Origin of the sequence: uncultured Psychroserpens sp., from assembly GCF_947494225.1 — a bacterium.
Taxonomy (GTDB): Bacteria; Bacteroidota; Bacteroidia; order Flavobacteriales; family Flavobacteriaceae; genus Psychroserpens.
In genome coordinates, this window is sequence record NZ_CANLUG010000002.1 from 338,571 (window position 1) to 363,922 (window position 25,352).

Annotated in this window: 23 protein-coding genes; 17 read left to right on the forward strand and 6 right to left on the reverse strand. The window is 33.9% G+C overall.

Translation table 11 applies throughout. The features are described 5' to 3' along the window. The first annotated feature begins 18 nt into the window (after nucleotides 1-18). The 7 genes from Q0893_RS05565 to Q0893_RS05595 all read left to right on the forward strand — a co-directional run bounded on the left by Q0893_RS05565 (nucleotide 19) and on the right by Q0893_RS05595 (nucleotide 11,993). Nucleotides 19-927 (forward strand): LytTR family transcriptional regulator DNA-binding domain-containing protein, encoded by a 909-nt coding sequence (locus Q0893_RS05565; RefSeq protein WP_299273166.1) that lies wholly within the window; start codon nucleotides 19-21, stop codon nucleotides 925-927. Nucleotides 928-1,247: 320 nt separating this feature from the next. Beyond that, a complete protein-coding gene (locus tag Q0893_RS05570) occupies nucleotides 1,248-3,617 on the forward strand; it encodes a TonB-dependent receptor (RefSeq protein ID WP_299273169.1) in 2,370 nt (789 codons plus the stop codon). Between the two features lie 4 nt (nucleotides 3,618-3,621). Next, nucleotides 3,622-4,494, forward strand: a complete 873-nt coding sequence (locus Q0893_RS05575; protein ID WP_299273172.1) for a DUF4249 domain-containing protein — start codon at nucleotides 3,622-3,624, stop codon at nucleotides 4,492-4,494. A 261-nt stretch (nucleotides 4,495-4,755) separates the two neighbouring features. Beyond that, the gene (locus tag Q0893_RS05580) at nucleotides 4,756-7,098 is read left to right on the forward strand and encodes a TolC family protein (RefSeq protein WP_299273175.1); all 2,343 of its coding nucleotides are present in this window, start codon (nucleotides 4,756-4,758) and stop codon (nucleotides 7,096-7,098) included. Nucleotides 7,099-7,102: 4 nt separating this feature from the next. Further along, complete coding sequence (locus tag Q0893_RS05585) at nucleotides 7,103-8,185, forward strand: efflux RND transporter periplasmic adaptor subunit (protein ID WP_298900559.1); 1,083 nt, start codon at nucleotides 7,103-7,105, stop codon at nucleotides 8,183-8,185. Between the two features lie 18 nt (nucleotides 8,186-8,203). Next, on the forward strand, nucleotides 8,204-11,323 hold the full coding sequence (locus Q0893_RS05590; RefSeq protein ID WP_298900558.1) for an efflux RND transporter permease subunit: 3,120 nt from the start codon (nucleotides 8,204-8,206) through the stop codon (nucleotides 11,321-11,323). Further along, nucleotides 11,316-11,993 carry an ion channel gene (locus Q0893_RS05595; protein WP_298900557.1) on the forward strand — a complete coding sequence of 226 codons (678 nt, stop codon included), beginning with the start codon at nucleotides 11,316-11,318 and terminating at the stop codon, nucleotides 11,991-11,993. Before Q0893_RS05590 ends, Q0893_RS05595 begins: the two co-directional genes overlap by 8 nt. On the opposite strand, the gene Q0893_RS05600 is transcribed toward Q0893_RS05595, so the two are convergent. Then, nucleotides 11,990-12,799, reverse strand: a complete 810-nt coding sequence (locus Q0893_RS05600) for an SdiA-regulated domain-containing protein (protein WP_298900556.1) — start codon at nucleotides 12,797-12,799, stop codon at nucleotides 11,990-11,992. The genes Q0893_RS05595 and Q0893_RS05600 overlap by 4 nt on opposite strands. A gap of 124 nt (nucleotides 12,800-12,923) precedes the next feature. On the opposite strand from Q0893_RS05600, the gene Q0893_RS05605 reads away from it, so the two are divergent. Genes Q0893_RS05605 through Q0893_RS05615 form a run of 3 tightly spaced genes read left to right on the forward strand, consistent with a single transcriptional unit; the run spans nucleotide 12,924 to nucleotide 15,354 of the window. After that, nucleotides 12,924-13,610 (forward strand): glycerophosphodiester phosphodiesterase family protein, encoded by a 687-nt coding sequence (locus Q0893_RS05605; RefSeq protein WP_298900555.1) that lies wholly within the window; start codon nucleotides 12,924-12,926, stop codon nucleotides 13,608-13,610. Continuing rightward, nucleotides 13,607-14,821, forward strand: a complete 1,215-nt coding sequence (locus Q0893_RS05610; protein WP_299273182.1) for an NAD(P)/FAD-dependent oxidoreductase — start codon at nucleotides 13,607-13,609, stop codon at nucleotides 14,819-14,821. Before Q0893_RS05605 ends, Q0893_RS05610 begins: the two co-directional genes overlap by 4 nt. Next, nucleotides 14,818-15,354: a DUF1697 domain-containing protein gene (locus Q0893_RS05615; protein WP_299273185.1), complete on the forward strand. Its 537-nt coding sequence runs from the start codon at nucleotides 14,818-14,820 to the stop codon at nucleotides 15,352-15,354. Before Q0893_RS05610 ends, Q0893_RS05615 begins: the two co-directional genes overlap by 4 nt. Here Q0893_RS05615 and Q0893_RS05620 read toward each other — a convergent pair. After that, on the reverse strand, nucleotides 15,351-15,959 hold the full coding sequence (locus Q0893_RS05620; RefSeq protein WP_298900552.1) for a porin family protein: 609 nt from the start codon (nucleotides 15,957-15,959) through the stop codon (nucleotides 15,351-15,353). The two genes, Q0893_RS05615 and Q0893_RS05620, sit on opposite strands and share 4 nt — an antisense overlap. A gap of 117 nt (nucleotides 15,960-16,076) precedes the next feature. On the opposite strand from Q0893_RS05620, the gene mvaD reads away from it, so the two are divergent. The 4 genes from mvaD (at nucleotide 16,077) to Q0893_RS05640 (ending at nucleotide 20,053) form a co-directional block, all read left to right on the forward strand. Next, a complete protein-coding gene (gene mvaD, locus Q0893_RS05625) occupies nucleotides 16,077-17,156 on the forward strand; it encodes a diphosphomevalonate decarboxylase (RefSeq protein WP_299273189.1) in 1,080 nt (359 codons plus the stop codon). 95 nt (nucleotides 17,157-17,251) lie between these two features. Next, nucleotides 17,252-18,181 (forward strand): mevalonate kinase, encoded by a 930-nt coding sequence (locus tag Q0893_RS05630; RefSeq protein ID WP_298900549.1) that lies wholly within the window; start codon nucleotides 17,252-17,254, stop codon nucleotides 18,179-18,181. Nucleotides 18,182-18,191: 10 nt separating this feature from the next. Then, nucleotides 18,192-19,094 (forward strand): geranylgeranylglycerol-phosphate geranylgeranyltransferase, encoded by a 903-nt coding sequence (locus Q0893_RS05635; protein WP_299273192.1) that lies wholly within the window; start codon nucleotides 18,192-18,194, stop codon nucleotides 19,092-19,094. Then, a complete protein-coding gene (locus Q0893_RS05640) occupies nucleotides 19,094-20,053 on the forward strand; it encodes a carbon-nitrogen hydrolase family protein (RefSeq protein ID WP_299273195.1) in 960 nt (319 codons plus the stop codon). Before Q0893_RS05635 ends, Q0893_RS05640 begins: the two co-directional genes overlap by 1 nt. A 26-nt stretch (nucleotides 20,054-20,079) precedes the next feature. On the opposite strand, the gene Q0893_RS05645 is transcribed toward Q0893_RS05640, so the two are convergent. Then, the gene (locus tag Q0893_RS05645; RefSeq protein ID WP_299273198.1) at nucleotides 20,080-21,270 is read right to left on the reverse strand and encodes a hypothetical protein; all 1,191 of its coding nucleotides are present in this window, start codon (nucleotides 21,268-21,270) and stop codon (nucleotides 20,080-20,082) included. 102 nt (nucleotides 21,271-21,372) lie between these two features. Here Q0893_RS05645 and Q0893_RS05650 point away from each other — a divergent pair, with 102 nt between their 5' ends. Beyond that, on the forward strand, nucleotides 21,373-22,239 hold the full coding sequence (locus Q0893_RS05650) for a pseudouridine synthase (protein WP_299273201.1): 867 nt from the start codon (nucleotides 21,373-21,375) through the stop codon (nucleotides 22,237-22,239). Here the strand turns inward: Q0893_RS05650 and Q0893_RS05655 are convergent. Genes Q0893_RS05655 through Q0893_RS05665 form a run of 3 tightly spaced genes read right to left on the reverse strand, consistent with a single transcriptional unit; the run spans nucleotide 22,234 to nucleotide 24,048 of the window. After that, nucleotides 22,234-22,593 (reverse strand): MmcQ/YjbR family DNA-binding protein, encoded by a 360-nt coding sequence (locus Q0893_RS05655; protein WP_298900544.1) that lies wholly within the window; start codon nucleotides 22,591-22,593, stop codon nucleotides 22,234-22,236. The two genes, Q0893_RS05650 and Q0893_RS05655, sit on opposite strands and share 6 nt — an antisense overlap. After that, a complete protein-coding gene (locus tag Q0893_RS05660) occupies nucleotides 22,590-23,603 on the reverse strand; it encodes a transglutaminase domain-containing protein (RefSeq protein ID WP_299273205.1) in 1,014 nt (337 codons plus the stop codon). Before Q0893_RS05660 ends, Q0893_RS05655 begins: the two co-directional genes overlap by 4 nt. 16 nt (nucleotides 23,604-23,619) lie before the next feature. Further along, the gene (locus Q0893_RS05665; protein ID WP_298900542.1) at nucleotides 23,620-24,048 is read right to left on the reverse strand and encodes a carboxypeptidase-like regulatory domain-containing protein; all 429 of its coding nucleotides are present in this window, start codon (nucleotides 24,046-24,048) and stop codon (nucleotides 23,620-23,622) included. Nucleotides 24,049-24,386: 338 nt separating this feature from the next. Between Q0893_RS05665 and Q0893_RS05670 the strand changes: the two genes are divergently transcribed. Next, nucleotides 24,387-24,704, forward strand: coding sequence for a hypothetical protein (locus tag Q0893_RS05670; RefSeq protein ID WP_298900541.1), 318 nt, complete (start codon nucleotides 24,387-24,389; stop codon nucleotides 24,702-24,704). 303 nt (nucleotides 24,705-25,007) lie between these two features. Further along, complete coding sequence (locus Q0893_RS05675; protein WP_298900540.1) at nucleotides 25,008-25,346, forward strand: hypothetical protein; 339 nt, start codon at nucleotides 25,008-25,010, stop codon at nucleotides 25,344-25,346. The last annotated feature ends 6 nt before the right edge of the window (nucleotides 25,347-25,352 follow it).

Sequence of the window (25,352 nt, forward strand, 5' to 3'; positions counted from 1 at the left end):
TCAAACTCTAACAAACCAATGCAATTTCATCAATTTTTAAATCTACCGTTTCATCATTTTCAATGCAAAAAAGAAAAATGGCTTTATATTATAAGCTGTAGTGTGTTCTTTATGCTATTCTTATTAGTGTATCAACCTTTTGGATTAAGCGCAGAAATAGAAAGTGGAGAACACTCACTTCTCCAAATTTTAGCCTTAATTATCTTTTTAAGTACTGTGGTTTTTATTGTGTTATATGTAAGTCAGTTTGTATTGCGAAAACGCTTTCCTAATACCAAGAACAATTTAAAGAGCTTTTTAAAATGGTTTTTAATAGACATTGCTTTAATTGTTCTATTAAGTGCTGCTGTAGAAATTACCTTTGATAATGAAGAGCTAAATTCGGTCAATGCTATATTAGATGAATTGGTTTTTGATGTCTTAATAACGTACCTGGCTTTAGTATTTGTGCTTTTATACCCTGTTTTGGGCTGTTCAATGTATGTCCATTTAAAACAATTGAAAAATGATAAGCAACAATTAAAAACCGATTTAGATGTGGTGACCACACATTATAAAATTGCTTCTGGCAATGAAGAACTCATTAAGATTTTGGACGAGAAGGGCGAATGTAAATTAACAATTCCCTTAAATAACCTCTATGCTATAGAATCTAAAAACCAATATGTGTCTATTAAGTATAAGCGCAATGATGCATTGATAGAACAAAATATAAGAACGAGGTTTTCAAAACTATTGAACGAACTTCAAGATATTCCGTCTATCTTCAAATGCCATCGTTCATTCGCTATAAACTTGATTAATGTTCAAGAGTTAAAATGCATCAATCAAAAGCCTAACGTAATTTTAGATGAAGCAAGTGTGTTAAAAGTTCCAGTATCTAAAACCTATATTAAAGATGTAAAATCTCTGCTCTCTAAGTATTAATTACATAAGAAATAAAGCGCATTAAAAAACAAACAAAATACGTGATGATTAGGTCTTAAATAGTTTTGCACTAGACCTTGTCTTAATCATCAAAATCTTCATGTCTTCGATATCACAAACAGGAAATTTAGAACATAAATTGATAAAATGTCTGACATTATATTTAGTTGAACTCACGATAAATTCCTAAGAAAACGTTAAACTAAAATCATTTCGCACCTAAAAAAGACATTCTACACCTAACTCAATAATACTCTGCACTTCGAGAGTATTTCCACCGTTATATTTGGCGAATCTTAATCAAAAAACAACATTTATTTATGAACAAAACACTGATTTTTGGTACGCTACTTATCTCTTGGCTTGGCTTTGCTCAAGAAACATTTACGGTGAGTGGAACGCTTAAAGACCAAGCAAATGGAGAAACTCTTTTGGGAGCTACCATTTTATTAAAAAACACTTCAATAGGCGCTACAACAAACGAATATGGTTTTTATTCGCTAACAGCGCCTAAAGGGAACTATACTTTGGTGATTTCGTATTTAGGATACAAAACTATAGAAAGGCCAATTGTACTAGATCAAAGCACTAAATTTAACATCGAACTTGCAGAAGATGCTGGGCAATTAGATGAGATTGTTATTACAGCAGAAGAGTCTAAAAAAGTAAATCTACGAACACCACAGATGAGTGTGGCTAAACTTTCTAGTCAAACCATTAAGCAAATGCCCGCAGTTATGGGCGAAGTAGATGTGATAAAATCCTTACAGATGTTACCTGGTGTTACCAATGCAGGTGAAGGCGCATCTGGATTTAATGTTCGTGGTGGTGCAGAAGACCAAAACTTAGTATTGTTAGACGAAGCCATTATCTACAATGCATCCCATTTATTTGGCTTCTTTTCGGTGTTTAATGCAGATGCTATTAAAGATATTAAATTATATAAAGGCGGTATTCCTGCACGTTTTGGAGGACGCGCTTCCTCTGTTTTGGATATCAGACAGAAGGATGGTAATAGTAAAAACTTCAAACTTTCTGGTGGTATTGGTGCTATTTCTAGTAGACTTACAGTTGAAGGACCAACGTTTAAAGACAAGGGGTCATTTTTACTGGCAGGTCGTGCATCATATGCCAACTTGTTTCTGGCTTTAGCAAACAATAACAATCGCGCTGGGTTCTACGACCTTAATTTAAAAACCAATTATCAGGTTAACGATAAAAACAAATTGTACCTGTCTGGTTACCTCGGAAATGATAGTTTTAAGTTATCTAATTTCTTTACCAATTCTTATGGGAATCTCACAGGGAATTTACGTTGGAACCACATTTTTAACGATAAATTATTTTCGAACTTGTCTTTAATTTATAGTAGGTATAATTATAACCTCGAAATCAATTCAGAAGGCATCGATTGGAAGTCTGATATCAACAATTATAATGTGCGTTATGATTTTGGATATTATATGAACGACAAACTGAAATTTGATTTTGGTGTCAGTGGTATTTACTATAATTTCAATCCAGGACAATTAAATCCATTAAATGAAAGCTCTGGGATTAACCCAATGAAATTGGATGATAAATTTGCTCTAGAAGCTGGAGCTTATGTTAGTTTAGAACATAAAATTTCTGATAAACTTACGGCTCAATATGGATTGCGTTACAGCTACTTTAATCGTATAGGAAAACAAACGTTAAATGAATATACCAACGGACTACCAGTAGTTTACAATTCGCAGTTAGATATTTATGAGCAAGCCGATCCAATTGGAGAGACCGAATATGGTAGAGGAAAGAGTATTGAAACCTTCGGTAATTTTGAACCACGCTTCGCCGTCTCTTATCAACTCAATGAAAATTCATCTATTAAGGCAAGCTATAATCGTATAGCACAATACTTACACCTAATCTCAAATACAACATCGGCGACGCCTCTAGATGTTTGGGCACCAAGTGGAAAATTTTTAAAACCACAAATTGCAGATCAATTCGCTATTGGATATTTTAGAAATTTTAAAGACAATATGTTTTCTATAGAGGCAGAAGCGTATTATAAAACTATTGATAATCGCGTAGATTATATTGATGGTGCCGATTTGATAGCACAAAATACCATTGAAACGGAAATACTTATTGGTGAATCTAGAGCTTATGGATTAGAATTATTGCTTCGCAAGAATAAAGGTAATTTCACAGGATGGTTGGCCTATACACTTTCAAAATCAGAACAACGTACACCAGGAGGTGCGGCAGGAGGCTTAGGTATTAATAACGGTAACTGGTACAGTACACCTTATGATCGAACACATGATGTGTCGTTTACAGGAAGTTATAAGTTAAATGATAAATGGCGTTTTGGAACTAATTTCGCCTTTCAGACAGGACGACCTGTAACCTACCCAAACGGGCAATTTCAGTATAATGGCTTGTCGGTTGCAACCTATTCTGAACGAAATGCAGATAGACTTCCTGCTTATCATAGGTTGGATATTTCTGCTACGCTTACACCGCGAAAAAATAAAGATAGAAAATGGCAAGGTGAATGGGTGTTTAGTATTTATAATCTCTACAATAGAAGAAATGCTGCTTCCATTTCATTTGGACAAAACACAGATACTGGTGTCAATGAGGCTACACGTACTGCAATTTTTGGCATAATTCCTTCAATATCTTACAACTTTAAATTTTAGAACTATGAACTTTTTTAATGAAAATATCGAACATAGAAATACAAATAGTAATACAAGACATAAAGGCATAGCCTTGATTTTGATAATGATTGGTTTTTTTAATTCGTGTACAGACACGGTGGATGTGAATGTCCCAGATGGCGGTCCAAGATTAGTGGTGGAGGCTTCCATTAACTGGGAAAAGGGAACTTCGGGACAGACACAGACCATTACATTAAGTGAATCTACAACGTATTTTAGTAATAATCCAGATGTTCCTGTTACTGGTGCTTCTGTTGTTGTTACAAAAGATAATGATGGGATGCAGTTTGTTTTTGAAGATCAAAATAATGGTAATTACATCACTACTAATTTTGTGCCTGTAGTTGATCAGTCCTATACTTTAGAAATTCTGTATAATGAACAAACTTATACAGCAACAGAAACCCTGATGTCTGTAACAGATATTAATGATGTAGAACAAACAATTGAAGGTGATGGTGATGAGGAAGAAATTCAACTTAAAGTATTTTTTGACGACCCAATCAATATTGATAACTATTATCTGGGTGAATTTAATTCATCTGTAAACCCTTTACTCACATTAACAGCATTAAGCGACCAATTTACTGATGGTAATGAGAACTTTATAGAATTTGATAATGAAGATTTAGTTGCAGGGGCAACCGTTGACATTAGTATTTATGGTACGTCGGAGAGATATTATAATTACATCAATATACTCATTGAGCAATCTGAAGGTGAAGGCGGTGGACCTTTTCAAACAACACCAGTGCAGTTAAAAGGAAATTGTATCAATATTAATAGTCCAGATGAGGAAGTACTAGGGTATTTTAGACTAGGGGAAGTTGTAAAAACGACTTATACTATTCTGTAACCGCAAAAAGAAAAAGTGTTGTAGACTGTCAACTTACCTAATGCATTAGAATAAAAGTTGGCAGTCTAACAACCACAACCAGTAATGGCGAAAAGAAACTAAGCATCTTTAAATACACAAAACTCGAAGTTTTTTTCGCAATAATGTGGTTTGTGTTGCTTTTTAATTAGGTTTAATCTTTAGAAATTCAACAATAAATTATTGTTTAGGTTGTGATGTATCGAAAAAGAATGTAAATTTAGATACTAACCTAGTCAACAAATGAAAAAGCAATTTATTTTATATTCATTTCTATTTTTAACCATTTGTTTATTTGCACAAAAAAAAGATTACAATATTGGTGTTCTTTTAGATAATAGAACAGAAGAAATGGAACCCTTACTCAAAACAATGCAAGATCAAATCATTGCTGTTGTTGGAGAGGATGCAAACATTATATTTTCAAAAGAAAACACTTTAGTCAACGATTATAATTTAAAAACTGCAGAGCAAAATTATAATACACTATTATCTAATAATACAGATATTATTTTAGCTTTTGGCGTTGTTAATAATGAAATTATAAGTAAACAATCTATTCATAAGAAACCAACTATTTTGTTTGGAGCCGTTAATAGAGATTTTAGTCAAATAGATTTAAATAAAACAACATCCGGAATTAATAATTTCACATATTTAATTGAGTCTGAGTCTTATCAAGAAGACTTTGTGAAGTTTAAAGAACTTACCAACTTTAAAAGATTAGGAATCCTTGTAGAAAATCATATGGTAGATCTTTTACCTTTAAAAGAAACGTTCGATGAATCTTTCAAATCCTTAGATGCTACCTATGAGTTGATACCTTATGAAACGATATCAGATATTACAACAAACCTTGGTGATGTTGATGCTGTATATTTAGCGAGTGGGTTTTTCCTAAAGGATGATGAAGTAAAATTACTGGCTCAAAACTTTATAACAAATCAACTACCATCTTTTACTTCTAGCGGAATTAAGCAAGTAAAACTAGGTTTAATGGCCACCAATCAATCTGATGATAATTTGGATCAATTTATTAGACGAATAGCACTCTCAGTAGAGGGTTATATAAACGGAACCAATTTGTCTGACATGCCTGTTTTTATAGACTATAATGGTAGGCTAACTTTAAACTTTAATACTGCAGATTTAATTGGAGTTCCTATTAAATATAGCCTCATTAATGATACTGATTTTGTAGGTGAGTTTAGAAATGTTATGTCTGAAAAACAGTATAACTTGGTTGATGTTATTAATACTGTACTTAATGAGAATTTATCGTTACAGTCTATTCAAAAAGATGTCGAGTTGAGTCAACAAGATGTGAAAACGGCTAAGAGTAATTACCTACCAAGTTTAACAGCTGCCGCTAATGGAACTTATACAGATCCTAATCTTGCAGAAATCAGTAATGGACAAAACCCTGAATTTCAAACCGCTGGAAATGTTACTCTACAACAGACTGTGTTCTCCGAAGCAGCTAATGCTTCCATTGCAATTCAAAAAAGCCTAAAGAACGCCCAGCAAGAAAATTTAAATGCAGAACAATTAAATTTAGTATTTGATGCATCTAATGCTTATTTCAATGCTTTAATACTGAAAGCTAACCTGCAAATTCAAGTTAGTAATTTAGAATTGACACGTCGGAATTTACAAATTGCCGAACAAAATTATGAAGTTGGAGAATCTGGAAAATCAGATTTACTGCGTTTTCGCAGTCAAATGGCTCAAAACACTCAAACCATGGTTGAGGCCATCAATCAATTAGAACAAAGTTTTGTGAGTCTAAATCAATTGCTGAATAATCCAGTAAATACTGAAATAGAAATTACAGATGTAGATTTAGATCAGGGATTTTTACAAAATTATAATTATGATAATTTTATAGATGTATTAGATAATCCAAAATTACGGGAGCCATTTATTGATTTTTTAATTCAAGAATCTAAAAACAACGCACCCGAATTAAAGGCTTTAGGTTATAACCTTGATGCTACTGAGCGTAACATACAATTAAATGGCCGAGGTCGTTTTCTGCCTACTATAGGTATTCAGGGGCAATACAATAGAGTCTTTGATAGAAGCGGAGTAGGTAGCACAGCTCCTCCAGGCACTTCTTTTTTAGATGATAACTATAATATTGCTCTTAACGTATCAATTCCAATATTAAATAGCAATCAAACTAATATTAATAGACAAACTGCTATCATTCAAAAAGATCAGTTAATGATTAATAAAGCAAATACAGAGCTGGCCTTGTCTGCGAATATTAGGAACGCCGTTTTAAATGTGATTAATCAAATCTCCAATATAGAGTTATCTAAAGTTTCAGAAGAGACAGCAAAGGAAGCGCTCGATTTAACACAGGCATCTTACTCAAATGGCGCTGTAAACATTGTACAATTAATAGATGCACAAAATAACTATATAGGCGCAAGATTAGCACGAGTTAGTGCAGTGTATAATTATTTAATTAATGCTTTACAAATGGAACGCTTTTTAGGGTACTACTTTTTGCTGAATAGCCAAGCCAAGAATGATGAATTTAACCAACGCTTTTTAGAATATTTAAACGCAAGAAATTAGTATTATGATGAAAAATAGAATTAGTATTTACCTCCTTTTATTAACGGTGTTTCTTTCATGTTCTGAAGAAAAAAAGACTGTAGAAAAGTTTGTTCGCCCAGTTAAGTATCAAACTGTAGGTTATTTAGGTGGTGAAAAAATAAGAACTTTTAGTGGAACAGCACAAACGGATAAAATTATTAACCTAAGTTTTAGGAATTCGGGAATTATTACACAATATGATATAAAGCTGGGAAAAAAAGTAAAAAAAGGTGAGTTGTTAGCAAAGCTTGATAATGTGCAATCTCGATTATCATACGAACAAGCATTGACCGACTTAAATAGTGCAGCATCTCAAATGAATACAGCTAAGCTGAGTTTAAATCGCGTACGCTCTTTATACGAAAAAGGAAGTTCTTCATTAAGCGATTTTGAAGCGGCAAAAAATGCTTATAAAACAGCCCAGGAGAGTCACGAATCGGCTAAACGTGGGGTGGCAATACAACAGGAACAGGTTCGTTATGGATATCTCTACGCTCCTGAAGTAGGCGTCATTGCGGCTGTGATGTCTGAAATTGATGAAAATGTAAGTGCAGGCCAAGCCGTTGCAACACTTAATGCAGGGAATGAGATGGAGATTACTTTAGGGATACCAGAAAGTGTTATTAACGGAGTTACAACAGATATGATTGTAGACGTTAGTTTTACATCATTATCAGATAAGAATTTTAAGGCCAAAGTAACCGAAGTTTCACCTGCTGTAGACTCTAATACATCAACATATCCTATTCGCGTTACTGTGACCAACCCAAGTGATGAGATAAAAAGTGGAATGGCCGCTAATGTCACTTTTGATTTTGGAGACCATGAAGCTGACAATACAGTTTTAGTCGTTCCGGCCAATGCTGTAGGGGAAGATAGTAATGGGCGATTTGTGTTTCTTGTGGAAGACGAAGGCGGTGTTACCAAAGTAAAAAAACAACAGGTCACTATAGGTAGTTTAACTGGCGAAGGGTTTGAAATACAGTCTGGATTGAAAGAAGGACAAAAAATCGCTACTGCTGGTTTACAAACATTATTGGATGGACAAGAAGTAAGGCTTCAGTAATTCGAAATAACCAATCAAATGAATTTAGCAAAATTTTCAATAGATAAGAATAGAATTACGTTTATGGTGCTTGGTACCATATTAATTATGGGACTATCAATGTACTCAGGACTGTCTCGAGATAGTATGCCTCCATATACTGTAAGAGTAGCTACAGTAGTATCGCAATTTCCAGGCGCAGGACCAGAACGTGTTGAGCAACTCGTTACAGACAAAATAGAAAAATTAGCACAAGAATTGCCAGAATTAAAAGAGGTAAGTAGTACCTCGCGTTCAGGATTATCTGTGGTTAATGTGACACTTAAGGATGAAGTTACTCCTCAAAAAATGCAATCGGTTTGGGACAGACTCAGACGAAAATTGAATGCCCTACAAGGTTTGCCTCAAGGTGTTAATCCTTCTTTGAACGATGATGGTGTTGGCGATGTATATGGTATTGTAGTAGGAATAACATCAGATGGCTATTCTTATGCAGAAATGAAAACATACGCAGACGATATTAAAGATGCACTCATTAAAATTCCTGATGCTGCTAAAGTTGAAATGGGAGGTGAACAGGAAGAACGCATTTTTGTTGAGTTTGATAATTCTAGATTAAAAGAGTATGGATTATCCGCATCAAAGCTCCAACAATCAATAGCGTCTACAAATATTTTAAACTCTGGAGGGCAGATTAATTTAGGAGATGAACGCATTATTTTAGAACCTACAGGAAATTTTAATTCGGTAGACGACATTAAAAACATGCTCATTTCAGTTGGAAATGATAACGGCTCGCAGTTGGTTAAACTTGGAGATATTACAGCAATTAGTAAAGGGTATATAGATCCGCCAACCCAAAAAATACGTATCAATGGTAAGGACGCTATTTCACTACATATAAACCTAAAAGAGAATGCAAATGTTATTGCTTTAGGGGAAGAGGTTAATAAAGTGGTCAACGAATGGCAACAAAAATTACCAATTGGTCTGGAGTTGACTAGAGTCTCTTCTTTAGATTCATATATAGACGTTAAGGTAAGTGATTTTATTGTTAATTTAATGCAGTCTATCGCTATTGTATTATTGGTAATGCTCATTTTCTTAGGCGTTAGAACAGGGCTTGTTATTGCCAGCCTTATTCCTATTGTAACCATAATGACATTGATGATTATGGGTGTTATTAAGATGGGATTAAATCAGGTTACGCTCGCTGCTCTAATTATGGCTCTTGGAATGTTGGTTGATAACGCCATTGTAGTGGCAGAAACCATAATGGTGAAAATGGAGCAAGGCGTGGATAGAAAAAAAGCGGCTATTGAAGCGTTTTCAGAACTTTGGATGCCACTGCTTATTTCTACCTTAACAACATCTGCGGCCTTTTTAGCATTCTACTTGTCCCCAACAACAATGGGAGATATTGTGGGGCCAATTTTTGTAGTAATTACAATAGCTTTAATGTCTTCTTGGATTATTGCTTTAACCGTAATTACGTTGTTTTGTTATCTCTTTTTGAAAGTGAAGCCAAAAGGAGAACGAAAGCCTAGTATTATTGATCGTGTTATTAATAAGCTAAAAACCTATTATAAGGATTTGATATTAATGGCACTTACCAACAAATGGAAAGTGATTATTGGAATCTTTCTAATCTTTTTTGCGTCCTTATACGGATTTACTAAAATACCATTCATTTTCTTCCCTGATAGTGATCGTAATCTTATTACTATAGATATTAATCTACCCGAAGGGAATAAAATTGAGAGAACTACCGAAGTTGTGAAACGTATTGAAGGTTTTATGTTTGATTCTTTGCGAGTTAATGACTCTAAAACCAAAGGCATTTTAGACTGGTCATCCTATATTGGAGAAGGACCAGAATCTTATGACTTAGGATATTCTCCTGATGAATCGAATTCGAATTATGCACATATTTTAGTTAATACATCTTCGTTTAATGAAAACAATGATGTGGTCGCAAAACTAGACGATTTCACTTTTAATAATTTCCCAAACGCAGATATTAAGGTTGGAGCTCTTGGCGCTGGAGGAGGAGGAACGCCTATAGAAATTAAAATTTCGGGAAGTAACCCAGACGAATTATCTCGAATTGCAGAATCGGTTAAATTAAAACTTTCCAATATTGCAGGGACTAAGAATGTTAAGGATGACTGGGGACCAAAAAGTAAAAAATTCTTGATTGAAATCGATCAAAATCGTGCGCAAACTGCAGGTGTTACAAGCGAAGATATTGCTACGTCTTTACAAACTGTATTGGATGGTTTTCAAACTGGAGAATATCGTGAAGATGATAAATCTATTCCAATTTTGATGCGAAGCGATGAAAGTCAGCAACAGTCTTTGGCCTCATTAGAAACGTTAAATGTATATGCGCAGAATTCAGGAAGAAGTGTTCCTCTGTTACAAGTCGCTTCTATTGTTCCACAATGGCAATACTCTAAAATAAAGCGCTTTGATTTAAGACGAACAATTAATGTAACGAGTGAGCTTCGCGCTGATGGAAATGCTTCGGCAATTACAAATGAAATTACACCATGGCTTGATGAGCAAAAACAAAACTGGGCACAAGATTACGAATATGAATTTGGGGGAGATGCAGAGCAAACAGCCGAAAGTATGGGTTCTATTATAAGTTATTTGCCTATTGCAGGATTTATAATTATTCTTCTTTTGGTTATTCAATTTAATTCTTTCAGAAAAATGAGTATGGTGGTTTTAACCATACCTTTAGGAGTTATTGGGGTTGTAGTAGGCTTGCTAGTTTTTAGAGAGGCGTTCGGGTTTATGCCATTTTTAGGCTTGATTTCGTTAGCAGGAATTGTAATCAATAATGCCATTGTTCTTATAGATCGTATGGAAATAGAACAACGTGATTTAGGGAGAACAGAACACGATGCCGTAATTGCCGCTTGTCTCCAGAGGTTTCGTCCTATTCTGTTAGCTACATTTACAACTGTGCTTGGCTTAATTCCATTGTATATTTCAGGAGGAGAAATGTGGGAAGGAATGGCTATTGGGATTATGGTTGGTTTGTTGTTTGGAACAATAATTACATTACTGTTTATCCCATCTCTATATAGTGCATTATTTAAAGTGGATTACAAAAACTACAAATTCAATGAAACCTTGCTAGATGATTAAAGATTTATATAAGCATAGATTTGAAATTTTCTTCGGAACCCAGTTGTGCATATTATTTGGGTCATTACTGTTTCCTGGTGAGTTTTTTGAAAACATATTAACACCAATATTGTTTTTAGTAAATACAATAGCTGGAATTTTTTTGGTATCCAAAAAGAGAAAACTAATGTGGTTTTTAATTATTCTTTTTGGAATATCATTGGTTGTCTTTGGAAGCAGCATGATGAGCAGGCAGGCCGATTTTGAAGATAATTTTTTAATTAGATTAAGCGTTTATTTTGTTTTTTATATCCTTGTAACCCACCAAATAATACTACAAATTTGGAAAGCTAAACGCGTTAATAATCTTGTTGTTATCGGACTTATGTGCGGCTATATTTCTTTAGGTTTTATTGCTTTTTTCTTATTTACAACCATAGAATTGGTTGAGCCAAATTCTTTTCGGGGCATCGTTATTGATACAACCGACACATCTATGGGACTGGATTCTATCATGTATTTTGCTTATATCACGCTAATGACCATTGGTTATGGTGAAATTGTTCCAGTGACGCCCTTAGCGCAAAAGGCGGCAATCATAACAGGACTTATGGGGCAGTTTTATTTAGTGATTGTTACGGCAATAGTTGTTGGTAAATACATACAACATAATGCCAAATTTGATGATTAGTTAAGGTTGAAACGATAGATGTTTCCTCCCTCGTTTTTAGTTTTTTCATCTGTAATATAGAGCGTATTAGAATCTAGAAAATTTACACCTTCTTTTTGTGAGTCGTGATCAAATTTAATAACTTCAATTGTCCCATTGAAAAAATTATCTAATGTGTAATTTGTCAATTTCCATAGCTTATCATGAGTAAGTAAGACCACAGTTTTGCCATCTTCACTGATATCGGCTGAGGTTACTCTTCGGTGTTTTCCTTTAAGTTTATACTCCGAAATGAATTCGGCTACATGATCTCCAATTGTATTTGGAACTTTTATAAGTTTACATTTTTTATGTCCTTTACTAAATATATAGAACGCATTGTTATAGAGGAAGAAAGATTCAAAATCTTCAGATTCCATATCCTTCGGAAGTGAAAAACTAATCACTTCAGCTTTGGCAGATGTAGACGCGTCCTTGGGGTTTATGACTTTGTAGATTGCAAAGTTCTTTCGCTTTTTCGCATTGTTACCAAAATCACCAATGTAGATATTTCCCTGGCTGTCAGAAGTTAAATCTTCCCAATCAATGTTTTGAATATTCTCAAGATTAATATCCTTGACAATTTTTCCCTTAGTGTTTAATGCATACAAATTATTCTTATTTCCTGCATCTTCAATTACCCATAAAAGATCTGGGTTTTTGGTCATTTCAATTGCTGATGTTTCTTTTAAACTAGAAGGTAAATCGGCAATTACCGATAATTTGCCAGTGCTGCATGAACTTATAAGAAATGCAAAAAGAAGAAAAGTGCTGAATTGTGATGGCATAAGAATTTAATTTCAATTTAAATGTAAAACCTTTTTATCCAGAATCAAAAATCTAAACTCATAAAGATTTTATAAACTTAGTTTTGATGAGATTATTTGAGTATATTTTATACTTTTATGATCTATGCAAAACCCAATAAAAATTGGTCATAGAGGAGCCAAAAATCATAAAGTCGAAAACACATTAGAATCTATAGTGAAAGCATTAGAATTTGATGTTGATGGCATTGAAATTGATGTTCATAAATGTGCCTCTGGTGAATTGGTTGTGTTTCACGACTTCACATTAGATAGAATGACAAACGGTTCGGGAGAGGTCTCTAAACATACACTAAATGAACTGAAAACGCTAAAAGTTAACACGCAGTTTACTATTCCAACTTTAGAGGAAGTTTTAAATACAGTTAACAGAAAATGTATACTCAATATTGAATTAAAAGGAAAAGATACAGCTCTAGAAACATGTAAAGTCATCACTAAATTTGTCAACCAAAAAGGATGGGCAGTTGAGGACTTTATAGTGTCGAGTTTTCAAAAGCATGAACTTGAATCTGTTTTTGATACTAACAGTAATTTGCGTTTGGCTGTTTTAACCAAAGCAAGTGTTGCAGATGCACTAGAATTTGCCCATACGATTAATGCTTACGCCATACACCCAAATTTTGCATTATTAACTCGAGACAATGTAAAAACAGCACAAAATGCAGGTTACAAAGTGATTACTTGGACAGTCAATGACTTTGAAACTATTAAGCGTATGAAATCTTATGGTGTTGATGGTATAATTTCTGATAATCCAGATCGTTTATGAAGTCATATGATGTCATTATAGTTGGTGGTGGAGCGGCAGGTTTTTTTGCTGCGATAAATATTGCCGAACAGAATTCAAAATTAAAAATAGCCATTCTAGAACGCGGAAAAAGCGGACTTCAAAAAGTGAAAATTTCTGGAGGAGGACGCTGTAATGTGACTCATGCCGAATTTTTGCCGTCAGAATTAGTACGCAATTACCCAAGGGGAGAAAAGGAACTATTGGGACCTTTTCACAAATTTATGACTGGAGATACAATTGAGTGGTTCGAGAAGAAAGGCATAGCACTTAAAATCGAAGAAGATGGTCGTATGTTTCCTATATCAAATTCTTCACAGACGATAGTAGATTGTTTTTTAAATGAAAGTAAAAAGCATCATGTAGATGTACACTATAATCATGCGTTAAAATCCTTAAAAACATATGATGACCACTGGGAATTACATACCTCTCAAGGCGATTTTATTGCACAAAAAGTAATGATGACCACTGGTAGTAATCCAAAAATATGGAAACTCTTAGAACAATTTGAACATACCATCGAACAACCAGTTCCTTCCTTGTTTACCTTCGATATTAAGGATCAGCGTATCGCAGATATTCCTGGAGTAGTTGCCTTAAATACTGAAGTGAAAGTTGTAGATTCTAATTTATGGAGCGAAGGTCCATTGCTAATCACACATGTTGGGATGAGTGCTCCGGCTATTTTAAAACTTTCGGCATTTGGAGCTATTGAGTTGGCTAAACGTGATTATAAATTTCAAATTGAAGTTAATTTTATTAAGAAATCGTATGAAGATTGTTTGTTGTTTTTAATAGAAATGAAACAAAGATCACCAAGGAAAGCTGTGGCCAATTCTGTACAATATGGTTTGCCTAAACGACTTTGGAAACGACTTGTAGAAGCTGTTGGGATTGATAAAACGATGAATTGGTCAGATTGTAGTAAGCCCTTTTTAATAGATTTAGCAAAAGCGTTAACATCTGCCATTTTTGATGTTACTGGAAAAAGCACCTTTAAAGAAGAGTTTGTAACAGCTGGTGGTATTAATCTGAAAGAAGTTAATTTTAAAACCTTTGAAAGTAAACATCATAAAAATCTGTACTTTGCTGGTGAAATTTTAAACATAGATGCAGTAACAGGAGGCTTCAACTTTCAGAATGCATGGACAGGAGCATACATTGCAGCAAAAGCAATAGCACAATCATGAATACCTACATCGTATTATTAAGAGGTATAAATGTTGGAGGGCATAAAAAAGTACCCATGGCCGAGTTACGTGAATTACTTTCGAAATGTGGGTTTAATGCGGTAAAAACATATATCCAAACAGGAAATATTATCCTTCAATCTTCCGAGGATAATCATAACAATGTTGAACAGATGGTCCATCAATCTATTTTAGATCATTTTGGTTTTGATGTTCCAGTAATTGCTAAAACAAGAGATCAGTTAATAAAGATTTTGGATGCTTGTCCTTTTTCAGAAATAAAAAAAGAGCAGTGCTATTTTGTCTTATTGAGTGCACTACCAGAATTAAAATCTCTGAAAGAAGTCGAACACATTTCTTATGATAACGAAGAGTATCAAATAGTTAATGACTGTCTTTATTTTTTTACAGCTGCAGGTTATGGCAAATCTAAGTTTAACATGAACATGTTTGAAAAGAAGTTAGATGTTAGAGCTACTTCCAGAAATTTTAAAACAATGGTAAAACTTATTGATCTTAGTACTGTAGTTTAATTAAACCAGTAACCTAACGACAATTGAAATAACAAAATGGACGTGCCTTCTGTATCGCCTGCATCTTTTTTAATAACATCTGTAAATGCATAATTGGCTCTGAACTGACCAAACCAATTCTTGTTAAAATTGTATGTGGCACCAGCAACAACTCCAGGGATAACAGTCTTTAATCGATCTACTGTTTCTAACTCTTCATTTCGACGTTGCTTTTGATCAAGTGTGATTGCAATTTTAGGTCCTGCCTCAAAACTCCAATGGTCTACGGCATATACTTGAGCGAGAATTGGAATATCTAATATAGTAAAACGTTTTATAGTCTTGCCATCGATAGCACTACCAATTCTAGAGAATTGAGGTTCTACTTGAATACCAAAGTTTAAACCTGTTGGAACTTTAATAATTGCGCCAATATGGAAATCTGCAAGGAAAGACTCGCTGCTTTCAACGTCGCCGTAGTTGTTAGAGAGGTTAAGACCACCATTAATTGCTATATTAAATTGAGAAGTTGATGTATCCTTATCTATAGTATCGTTTTGACCATAGGTACTTGTAGACCAAAATAATATAATAATTAAGACTGAAGTAAAATGTTGCGTTTTCATAATTGTTTGATGTTGTTTTACTAAACATCGTGCTTATTTTAATTTGTCATCATATCCATTTAAAAAATAATATTTATAGCCTTGAAGTTATTATCTTTGTCAGCATAAATTTGGCAAATGACTGTACAAGATTTTATTTCAAAACCATATCCTAAAACTTTAGAAACTGGACGTTTTACTTGGTCATCGCCAAGTAATATTGCTTTAGTCAAATATTGGGGAAAGAAAGAACATCAAATTCCAGAAAACTCGTCACTAAGTTTTACTCTAAATCAGTGTAAAACAATAACCTCACTTAGTTTCTTTAAAAAAGAAACTGATGAAGATTTTTCCTTTGAAATCTATTTAGATGGCGACAAAAAAGAAGATTTTAAACCCAAGATAGAAACGTTCTTTAAGCGCATTGAAGTCTATTTGCCATTTTTGAAGACGTATCATTTTAAAATAGAAACGTCAAATACGTTTCCACATAGTTCAGGTATTGCATCTTCGGCCTCTGGGATGAGTGCCTTAGCATTATGTTTAATGAGTATAGAAAGAGAACTTTTAGAAGACGTCTCAGAGGAATTCTTTAATAAGAAAGCATCATTCTTAGCACGTTTGGGATCTGGAAGTGCTTGCAGGAGTATAGAAGGGCCAATTGTAGTTTGGGGAGCACACGACATAATTAAAGGAAGTAGTGATTTATATGGCGAAAAATATCCCTATGCAGTACACGAAAATTTTGATAATTATCAGGATACTATTTTATTGGTAGATAAAGGAGAGAAGCAAGTAAGTAGTACTGTTGGTCACAATTTAATGCACGGACATCCATTTGCAAATGAACGTTTTAAACAGGCAGCGCAACATATGTCTAGACTTCAAATTACCCTTGAGACAGGAGATTTAGATGCCTTTATCAAGATAGTTGAAAGTGAGGCATTAAGCTTACATGCGATGATGATGACAAGCATGCCATACTTTATTTTAATGAAACCGAATACTTTGGAAATCATCAGTAAAATTTGGCATTACAGGAAAGCAACCAACTCTAAGGTGTGTTTTACCCTAGATGCAGGAGCAAACGTTCATGTGTTATATCCTGAAAATGAAAAGGAAAGCGTGCTTCAATTTATTAATAATGAATTGGTTGCATATTGTCAAAACGGACATTATATTAGCGATCAAATTGGATTTGGAGCACAATTAATTTAAAGCCAATGTCAATAATTTACCATGGTCTTAACTATGGATTATAAACCAAATAGTATAATAATACGTATATTTGTTAAAGCCAATTGCTTAAATACATGAAAGGACCTCTTTTTTATTCAAAAATCTTACTGTTTGGAGAGTATGGAATCATTAAAGATTCTAAAGGTTTATCCATTCCATACAATTTTTATAATGGCGCCTTGAAGACCGATGAGAATCCGTCTGAAGAAGCCATCAAATCAAATGAAAGCTTAAAACAATTTGTGTCGTATTTAAAAGACATGGATGATGAATTAGTGACTTTTGATATGACGGCGTTAAATAGAGACGTAGAGGCAGGAATGTATTTTGATTCTTCAATTCCGCAAGGCTATGGCGTTGGAAGTAGTGGCGCGCTAGTGGCAGCGTTTTATGATAAGTATGCACATAATAAGATTACAGTTTTAGAAAATCTTACACGTGAAAAATTACTAAAACTCAAAGTGATTTTTTCTGAAATGGAGTCGTTTTTCCATGGAAAATCTTCTGGTTTAGATCCATTAAATAGTTACTTAAGTATACCTATTTTAATCAACTCAAAAGATAATATTGAAGCTACAGGGATTCCTGCACAACAGGCAAATGGCAAAGGCGCTGTGTTTTTACTAGACTCTGGAATTATTGGAGAAACAGCACCTATGGTTCGTATTTTTATGGAAAACATGAAGCAAGAAGGATTTAGAAGTATGTTGAAAGATCAATTTATTAAACATACAGATGCTTGTGTTGAAGATTTCTTAAAAGGTGATATTAAGTCATTATTTAAAAACACAAAACAGTTGTCTAAAGTTGTGTTTAATCATTTTAAACCTATGATACCGAAACAATTTCATGAACTCTGGAAAAAGGGAATTGAAACCAATGAATACTACCTTAAACTTTGCGGTTCTGGTGGAGGTGGTTATATCTTAGGTTTTACTGAAGATATTGATCGCGCTAAGCAATCTCTTAAAGATTACAAATTAGAAGTGGTTTATAACTTCTAAAATTCCATATATGTTTTCTCGTAGACAAAAACATATCTTGCTGAAATTTTTTAGCATGTTTTCTGTCGTTCGCGGTTATAATATTCTCATTGTAGTCATTGCCCAATATTTGACTTCTATTTATATTTTAGCCCATGATAAACCTCTCAAAGAAGTGGTTTTTGATATTAATTTATTGATGCTGGTTTTAGCGTCTGCAGCAACGATTGCGGCAGGTTATATAATTAATAATTTCTATGACTCTGAAAAAGACCTTATTAATAGACCTAATAAATCAAAACTCGATAAATTAGTAAGTCAGAACACAAAGCTTTCGTTTTATTTTGTGCTTAATTTTTCGGCTGTAATTATGGCAAGTTATGTGTCTTTTAAAGCCGTGTTGTTTTTCTCTATCTATATTTTCGGAATCTGGTTTTACTCACATAAATTGAAAAAACTTCCCTTTATAGGCAACTTAACTTCGGCCATATTAACGATTTTACCATTTTTTGCAATTTTCCTGTATTACAAGAACTTCGAATCTGTTATTTTCGTTCATGCCATCTTTTTGTTTTTAATCATTTCTATGCGTGAGTTAACCAAGGATCTCGAAAACATGAAAGGAGATTTATTGTTAGATTACAAAACAATACCTATTGTTTATGGAGAAAATGCTTCAAAAATAATGCTTACCATATTGGTTGTGCTTTCAAGTATACCAATTTATCTGTTACTTCATAGCTATCATGTAGGGCATATGTATTTGTTTTTTTACCTTTCTGTAATTTTACTCTTGGTTTTTCTACTATTGTTATGGAAATCTAAGACTAAAACACATTATTTAATACTTCATAATATTTTGAAATTTATTATTGTGGCTGGTGTGTTCAGTATAGTTTTAATTAATGTAAATGTTGTTTTAAATCGTATCTAATGAATCATACTCTTAAAGTGGCCTTGGCACAAATTTCACCAGTTTGGTTGAATAAAACAGAAACTCTGAAGAAGGTTGAACAAACAATTATTGAAGCTGGCGAGCAAAACGCAGAGCTTATTGTTTTTGGTGAAGGCTTAGTTCCTGGATATCCGTTTTGGTTGGCACTAACAGGTGGAGCAGAATGGAATACAAACGTAAATAAAGAACTACACGCCCATTATGTGAGTAACTCAATTACTATTGAAAAAGGAGACTTAAAGACTATTTGTGAATTAGCAAAACAATATGGTATTGCCATCTATTTGGGCATTATTGAACGTCCGCTTGATAGAGGAGGTCATAGTGTTTATGCATCGTTGGTTTATATTGATAATAGCGGAACTATTCAGTCTGTTCATCGTAAGTTGCAACCAACATATGATGAGCGTTTAACATGGTCTCCAGGTGATGGTAATGGACTACGTGTACATCCTTTAAAAGATTTTACGCTTGGCGGGTTAAATTGTTGGGAGAATTGGATGCCTCTACCTAGAGCAGCACTCTATGGTTTAGGTGAAAATGTTCATATTGCTGTGTGGCCAGGAAGTGATCACAATACGAAAGATATTACGCGATTTATTGCAAGAGAATCCCGTTCGTTTGTGCTTTCCGTATCTAGCTTAATGACTACTGATGACTTTCCAACAGATACGCCAAATTTAGATCAAATTTTAAAGAAAGCTCCTGAAATTTTAGCCAATGGTGGTAGTTGCATTGCAGGACCAGATGGCGAATGGTTAGTAGAGCCCGTCTTACATAAAGAAGGATTAATTTATCACACATTAGATTTTAACCGTATCTTAGAAGAGCGCCAAAATTTTGATCCTGTTGGGCACTATTCTAGACCAGATGTTACCCAGTTATCAGTAAATCGCGAACGCCAATCTACGGTCTCTTTTAAAGATAAAACATCTTAAGTTGCCAGTGCTATTTTGGTAACTTGTTATTCAAACGCCCAGCTTACTTTTTTTAAACCAGACCAGTTGCTATAAAGGGGTACACCTGCTGTAATGTAAAGCAAATAAATATCATTATTGTGCATACCCATCCCCCAAGTGGCTTGTGTATCATCAAATACACCATAAGACTGCTTTAATGTTGGATTTTCTGGATTGGATACATCAAGAATAGACAAATCACTTCGGCCTGTGTTAACAAAGATAAGTTCGTTGGTAGCGTCAAAGGTCATTTGGTTGGCATGACCAGGACTATTAAACCATAGGTTTCCAAGAGTGTTACAATCCCAAGGATTCCACCATCCAATTAATTCTTCTTGTCCTAACGTAGTAATGTCCCATATTTCAAAACCACAATAATCTACGGCACAATAGGCTAAATTACCGCTAACAATAATGTTATTATAAGCCTTTGGTGTATTTTCGATAGCAGCAAAATTGTGAAAACTTCCAATTTCCATAGGAAACTCTTTATCGGAAATATCAATGATACGAATACCGCCAGCATCATAACATAAGTACATTGTATTTCCTACAACAGTCATACCTCTTGCGTTAGGTATTTGTAAGCCATCTGGATTTTCAACTGGGTAATTTAGATCTGGTGTATAATTAGATTTTTCTGTAATCTGTTGTGGATTTTCAATATCAAGTATGAATATGCCAAACTCCATGGCGCCTAAGTATGCATAATTGCCTTGCACAGCTACTATGGCACTTCCACCAATTGTTGTATCACTTTCCCAGAGCCCTTCAACAACGGGGTTTGTAGGATTCTCTACGTTTATAATTGCTAACCCAGCTTTTGAACCATTGGCGCCATCAAAAAAATCACCTAACGCGATGTATAGATAATTTCCCTTTTGGACGATATTCATGGCATGAAGCATATAAAGATCCGTAATTGGAACTTGAGCCGCCTGAGTTGGTTCTTGATCGCCATTATCATTTAAAATTAATAATCCACCTCCTTTAGCGGCTAAGAACAGAAATGGCCTGTCAAATTCATCATAAACCATAGCTTGTGGTAAAAATGTAGGTATTTCATCTTCCCATTTCAACGTTAATGCTATATCAGTACTTATAGGACCATCATCTGTTGGATTTGTATTTGAATCGTCTGATGAAGAACAGGAGGTAATTATTAAACATACAAAAATTAGAATAAGACGTTTCATAATGCTTTGATTTACAATGATGATAGCAAACAATTTACAAATTTAATACCAAAATAGGTTTTAACTTAAGGTTGAGGTATCTTTGCGCAAAATTTAGTCATTATGAGCAGACAACAAGGACGCGGTGGAAAAGGTAAAACTTCAGGTAGAGGAGGAGATAAATCGGAACATAAAAAATCAGGTAGAGGAGGTGACAAAGGTTTTGTTAGAGGTCAAACGTCTCAAAAGAAAAAAAGCTCTACAGGGACAAAGAAGTCCAATCCAGATGAAATTAGATTAAACAAATACATTGCTAATTCTGGTATTTGCTCTCGTAGAGATGCCGATATGCATATTTCGATTGGAAGTGTTACAGTGAATGGAAAAGTAATTACCGAAATGGGTTATAAAGTTAAGCTAGATGATGAGGTGCGCTTTGATGGTGCTCGAATCAATCCAGAAAAGAAGACCTATGTATTGCTTAATAAACCAAAAGGTTTCGCTACAACAACGAGTGAGAGCAAAGGTCGAACTGTTATGGATTTGGTATCAAATGCAACTAATGCACGCATTAAGCCTATTGGGCGATTAGGAAGAAACTCTACAGGTTTGTTACTTTTTACAAATGATGATACTGTTGTTAAGAAATTTACTAATTCTAAAAATGGTGTGTCTAGATTGTTTGAAATAGAGCTCGATAAAAACTTAAAATTTGAAGACTTCAAAAAGATACAGGACGGATTTAAAATTGAAGGGAAACTGGTATCTGTTGAGGAGGTAAGTTATATAGATGGTCAACCTAAGACTAAGATTGGACTAAGGATTAAGAATACTGGAAATTCTATTTTACATACCATTTTTGACTACTTGAAGTATGATATAATAAAGGTAGATTGTGTGCAAATAGGTCACTTAACAAAAAAGGATTTACCACGTGGGCACTGGAAACATTTAACACCGCAGGAGGTAAATACCTTGCAGATGTTATAACTTTTGAAGTTGAATTTTTTCTTTTTTTGTTAGTTTAGAGACGACTAAACCGTAGGAAATATCGAGCCATTCATATAATAAGGTATTTGGAATGGATCCATCCATTATGACTTTACTCCAATGGTTTTTACTGAAATATGAAGGTTCTTGAAGTGAAGCATATTCCGCTCTTAAGTCATCAATGGTTTCTGGAACACATTTTATACTAAAACTAGAAAAAGTGTCAATATCTGTTGCAGTGAACATCTTCCCCATTACCTTAAATACGAGAATATTCTGAAGTTTTGGAAAAGGCAAGGATTCTGTAACACCTTTTTTTGATAGACAATATGTTCGATAGTCTTCTATATTCAACTTTTTACTTTTACTGTATATGTAGAAATTAGGTCGTCACCTATATATAAATGTACATCGTAAAAACCTGTAGTATCAAAAAGATGTTCTAAGGTTAATGATTTTTCATCTATCAATGTCGATGTGGGCTTTATCTTTTTATTGTTGTAACCATTGTCTATTAAAAAACGAATTTTATCAGGATCAACGTCCTGATGAAGTTGGTACTTAAATAGAACAGTGTCATTCTTCTGAATGATATGGTGCATTTTTTTTGGAGTTACATGTTCGGTTAAGTTGGTATAGGCCTTACCATAAATTACTGGTGCAGCCAAAAAATCTTCAAAACTAGGTTGCTCTCCTTCTAATAGTGTCCATTTAAGATCTAAAGGAAAGTGATTTACGGCAAATAACTGAGGATTGGTTAGAAACATACCATCGTTATATTGAAATTTAAATACATTAGTCTCTGGGTTTGGAATTCCGCTAGCCCATGTTGGATCACATAAATACCATTTGCCATTTAGTTGTATCGCATTCCATGAATGATTTGGAGTATTGAGCCTTTCAATATCGGTCATGCTTGTACGCCCAAAACCATGAACAATTTCGCAATCTAAGTTGGCTAATTTAGCAAGCTCCTGCACAATGTAGGCATAGCCCGTACAAATGGTTCGTTTTTGTTTTAAGAGCTTACGAAAGATGACTTTTTTAAAACGGTCATTCCATGCACTAAGTTTAAGACTGTCATTTTTAAATTTATAGCGTTTCCTTTTGTTTTTTAAATAGAGACTATAATCATTAGCTATATTAGTGCATACCCAAAGATAGATGGCTCTAAAACGTTCTACATCTGTATCTAAGTGAGACGTTAGCTTTTGTGTGAGTTGAGGTAAATTATAAAGCCCTTCATCCTTACAAGCCATTGCAGTACTATCTGCTTTTCGAAAATTGATATGATCAAAATCAGATAGTTGGGCATATGATGGCCATGCAACTATGAAGAGCAATACATATAGCCTTGTTTTCATTTAAACAATGCTATGTTTAGTTTTTAGAACGCTTAGATTTGTATGGTTTATCTGTAGATACGGCTCCCATAATTTCTACCAAATCAGACGATAATATTAAATTAATAAACGTCGTTTCTGCATCAATCTTAATTTCTTGTTTTTCATATCCTAAGAAACTAAATATCAAAGTGTCCCCTGGGTTTAAAGCCCTCGGAAATGTAAATGCACCATTTTGATCTGTAACAGTACCAACTTTACCGCCTTTAAGCACGATATTAACTCCAAGTAATGGTCCTTTGTCATCGCTAACCTTACCTTTAACGGTTAATTGTTGATCAACAACAGAAGCAGTAACAGCGGCTTGTGTTTGAGCATACACAGGATTGGTGATTAGGGCAGCCATCATCACTATTCCCATGAGACCTAAAGCTTGTGTAATTCTTTTCATCTTTAGTGTTTTCATAATTATATTGTTTTGTTTACATCAAATCTAAACACTCTGTGTTTTACATTAAACTAGTATTGAGTGTGCGTAACACTCTGTTTAGCGAAAATACATTCTCATTGAGTGAAATTTTAATAAAAGTATGAAATCTAGAGTGTTTTAGGAAAAAGTAACTCAACTTTAACGTAAATCAACAGTCTATATTTAATCGAAATTTAATCTTCAATTTTTAAGTATTGACCAAAATAATATACTTTAGATTAAATTATTTTTATAATTTTAACTAGCTATTAATATATTCAAATTTAAAAAAGGGAATGCTATATCTTTAACTGCAACCTACTAGATATACGATTATGAATAAACGAGATAACCTAAAACGCGTTATTGTTGATTTTAAAAAATTAACACCAGAAATTTTAGCTTTATTAGTTGAAAAGTATCCGTATGGATATGATGATGGACATATAATATCGTTTACAAATGCTAATAAGGAAATTGTTGAGGCCGTTGAGGTGACTACCGAAGACACCAAATACTTGGTTAAGGTGAGTACAAAACTTGCGACAACAATGGAAAACTATGATGAAGAGGATTATGAAGCGTTCGATAATGATGACCCAGAAGCGGTTCAAGACCCAAAACATCACGATGATATAACTGATGATGACTAATAGAATGCTTCTTTATATAACTAAAGGCTAAGTAAGAAACCTTAGAATTGAGTTTTAATGAGATTATTTTGTTTCAGGTTATGAGGCCAATATTGTTATGTCTTTAACAAAAATAGAGTGGTACACACGACTTAAATTTCACTTAATAATTGCGATCGATTTAATCTAAACCTTCGTGAGGAGCGTATATATTATATCCCACATGTAAGTCATCATGATGATATTACTAAAAGCGCTTTCGGACTTGAGGTGGCAAAATTCCGAAGAAAATAAAACAATTTTCAACGCTCAAAATCTATTAAAATGAAAAGAAAATCAATTGCCAGCCTACTTATTTTATGTTTCCTAACAGTTACCGCAATGTTACCAATGCAAGACACCAGAACTTTCGAAGGTGTCTATGATGGCTATAATGAGAATGGCTATAATTTTATTGGAATTAATACAGACGGAGAACAATTTACAATGACCTTTCAAAAGGTAGATGAATCACTTTTGAAATCGTTTGATTTAAGATCTGAAGTACTTATTGGTTCTAAATTTAGTGGTACATATAAGACACTTATAGAACCTAAACAAGACGAAGATGGTTATGAAGAAGAGGTGGAGATTCATACAATTATAGCCCTAAAAAAACTATAATTTTAT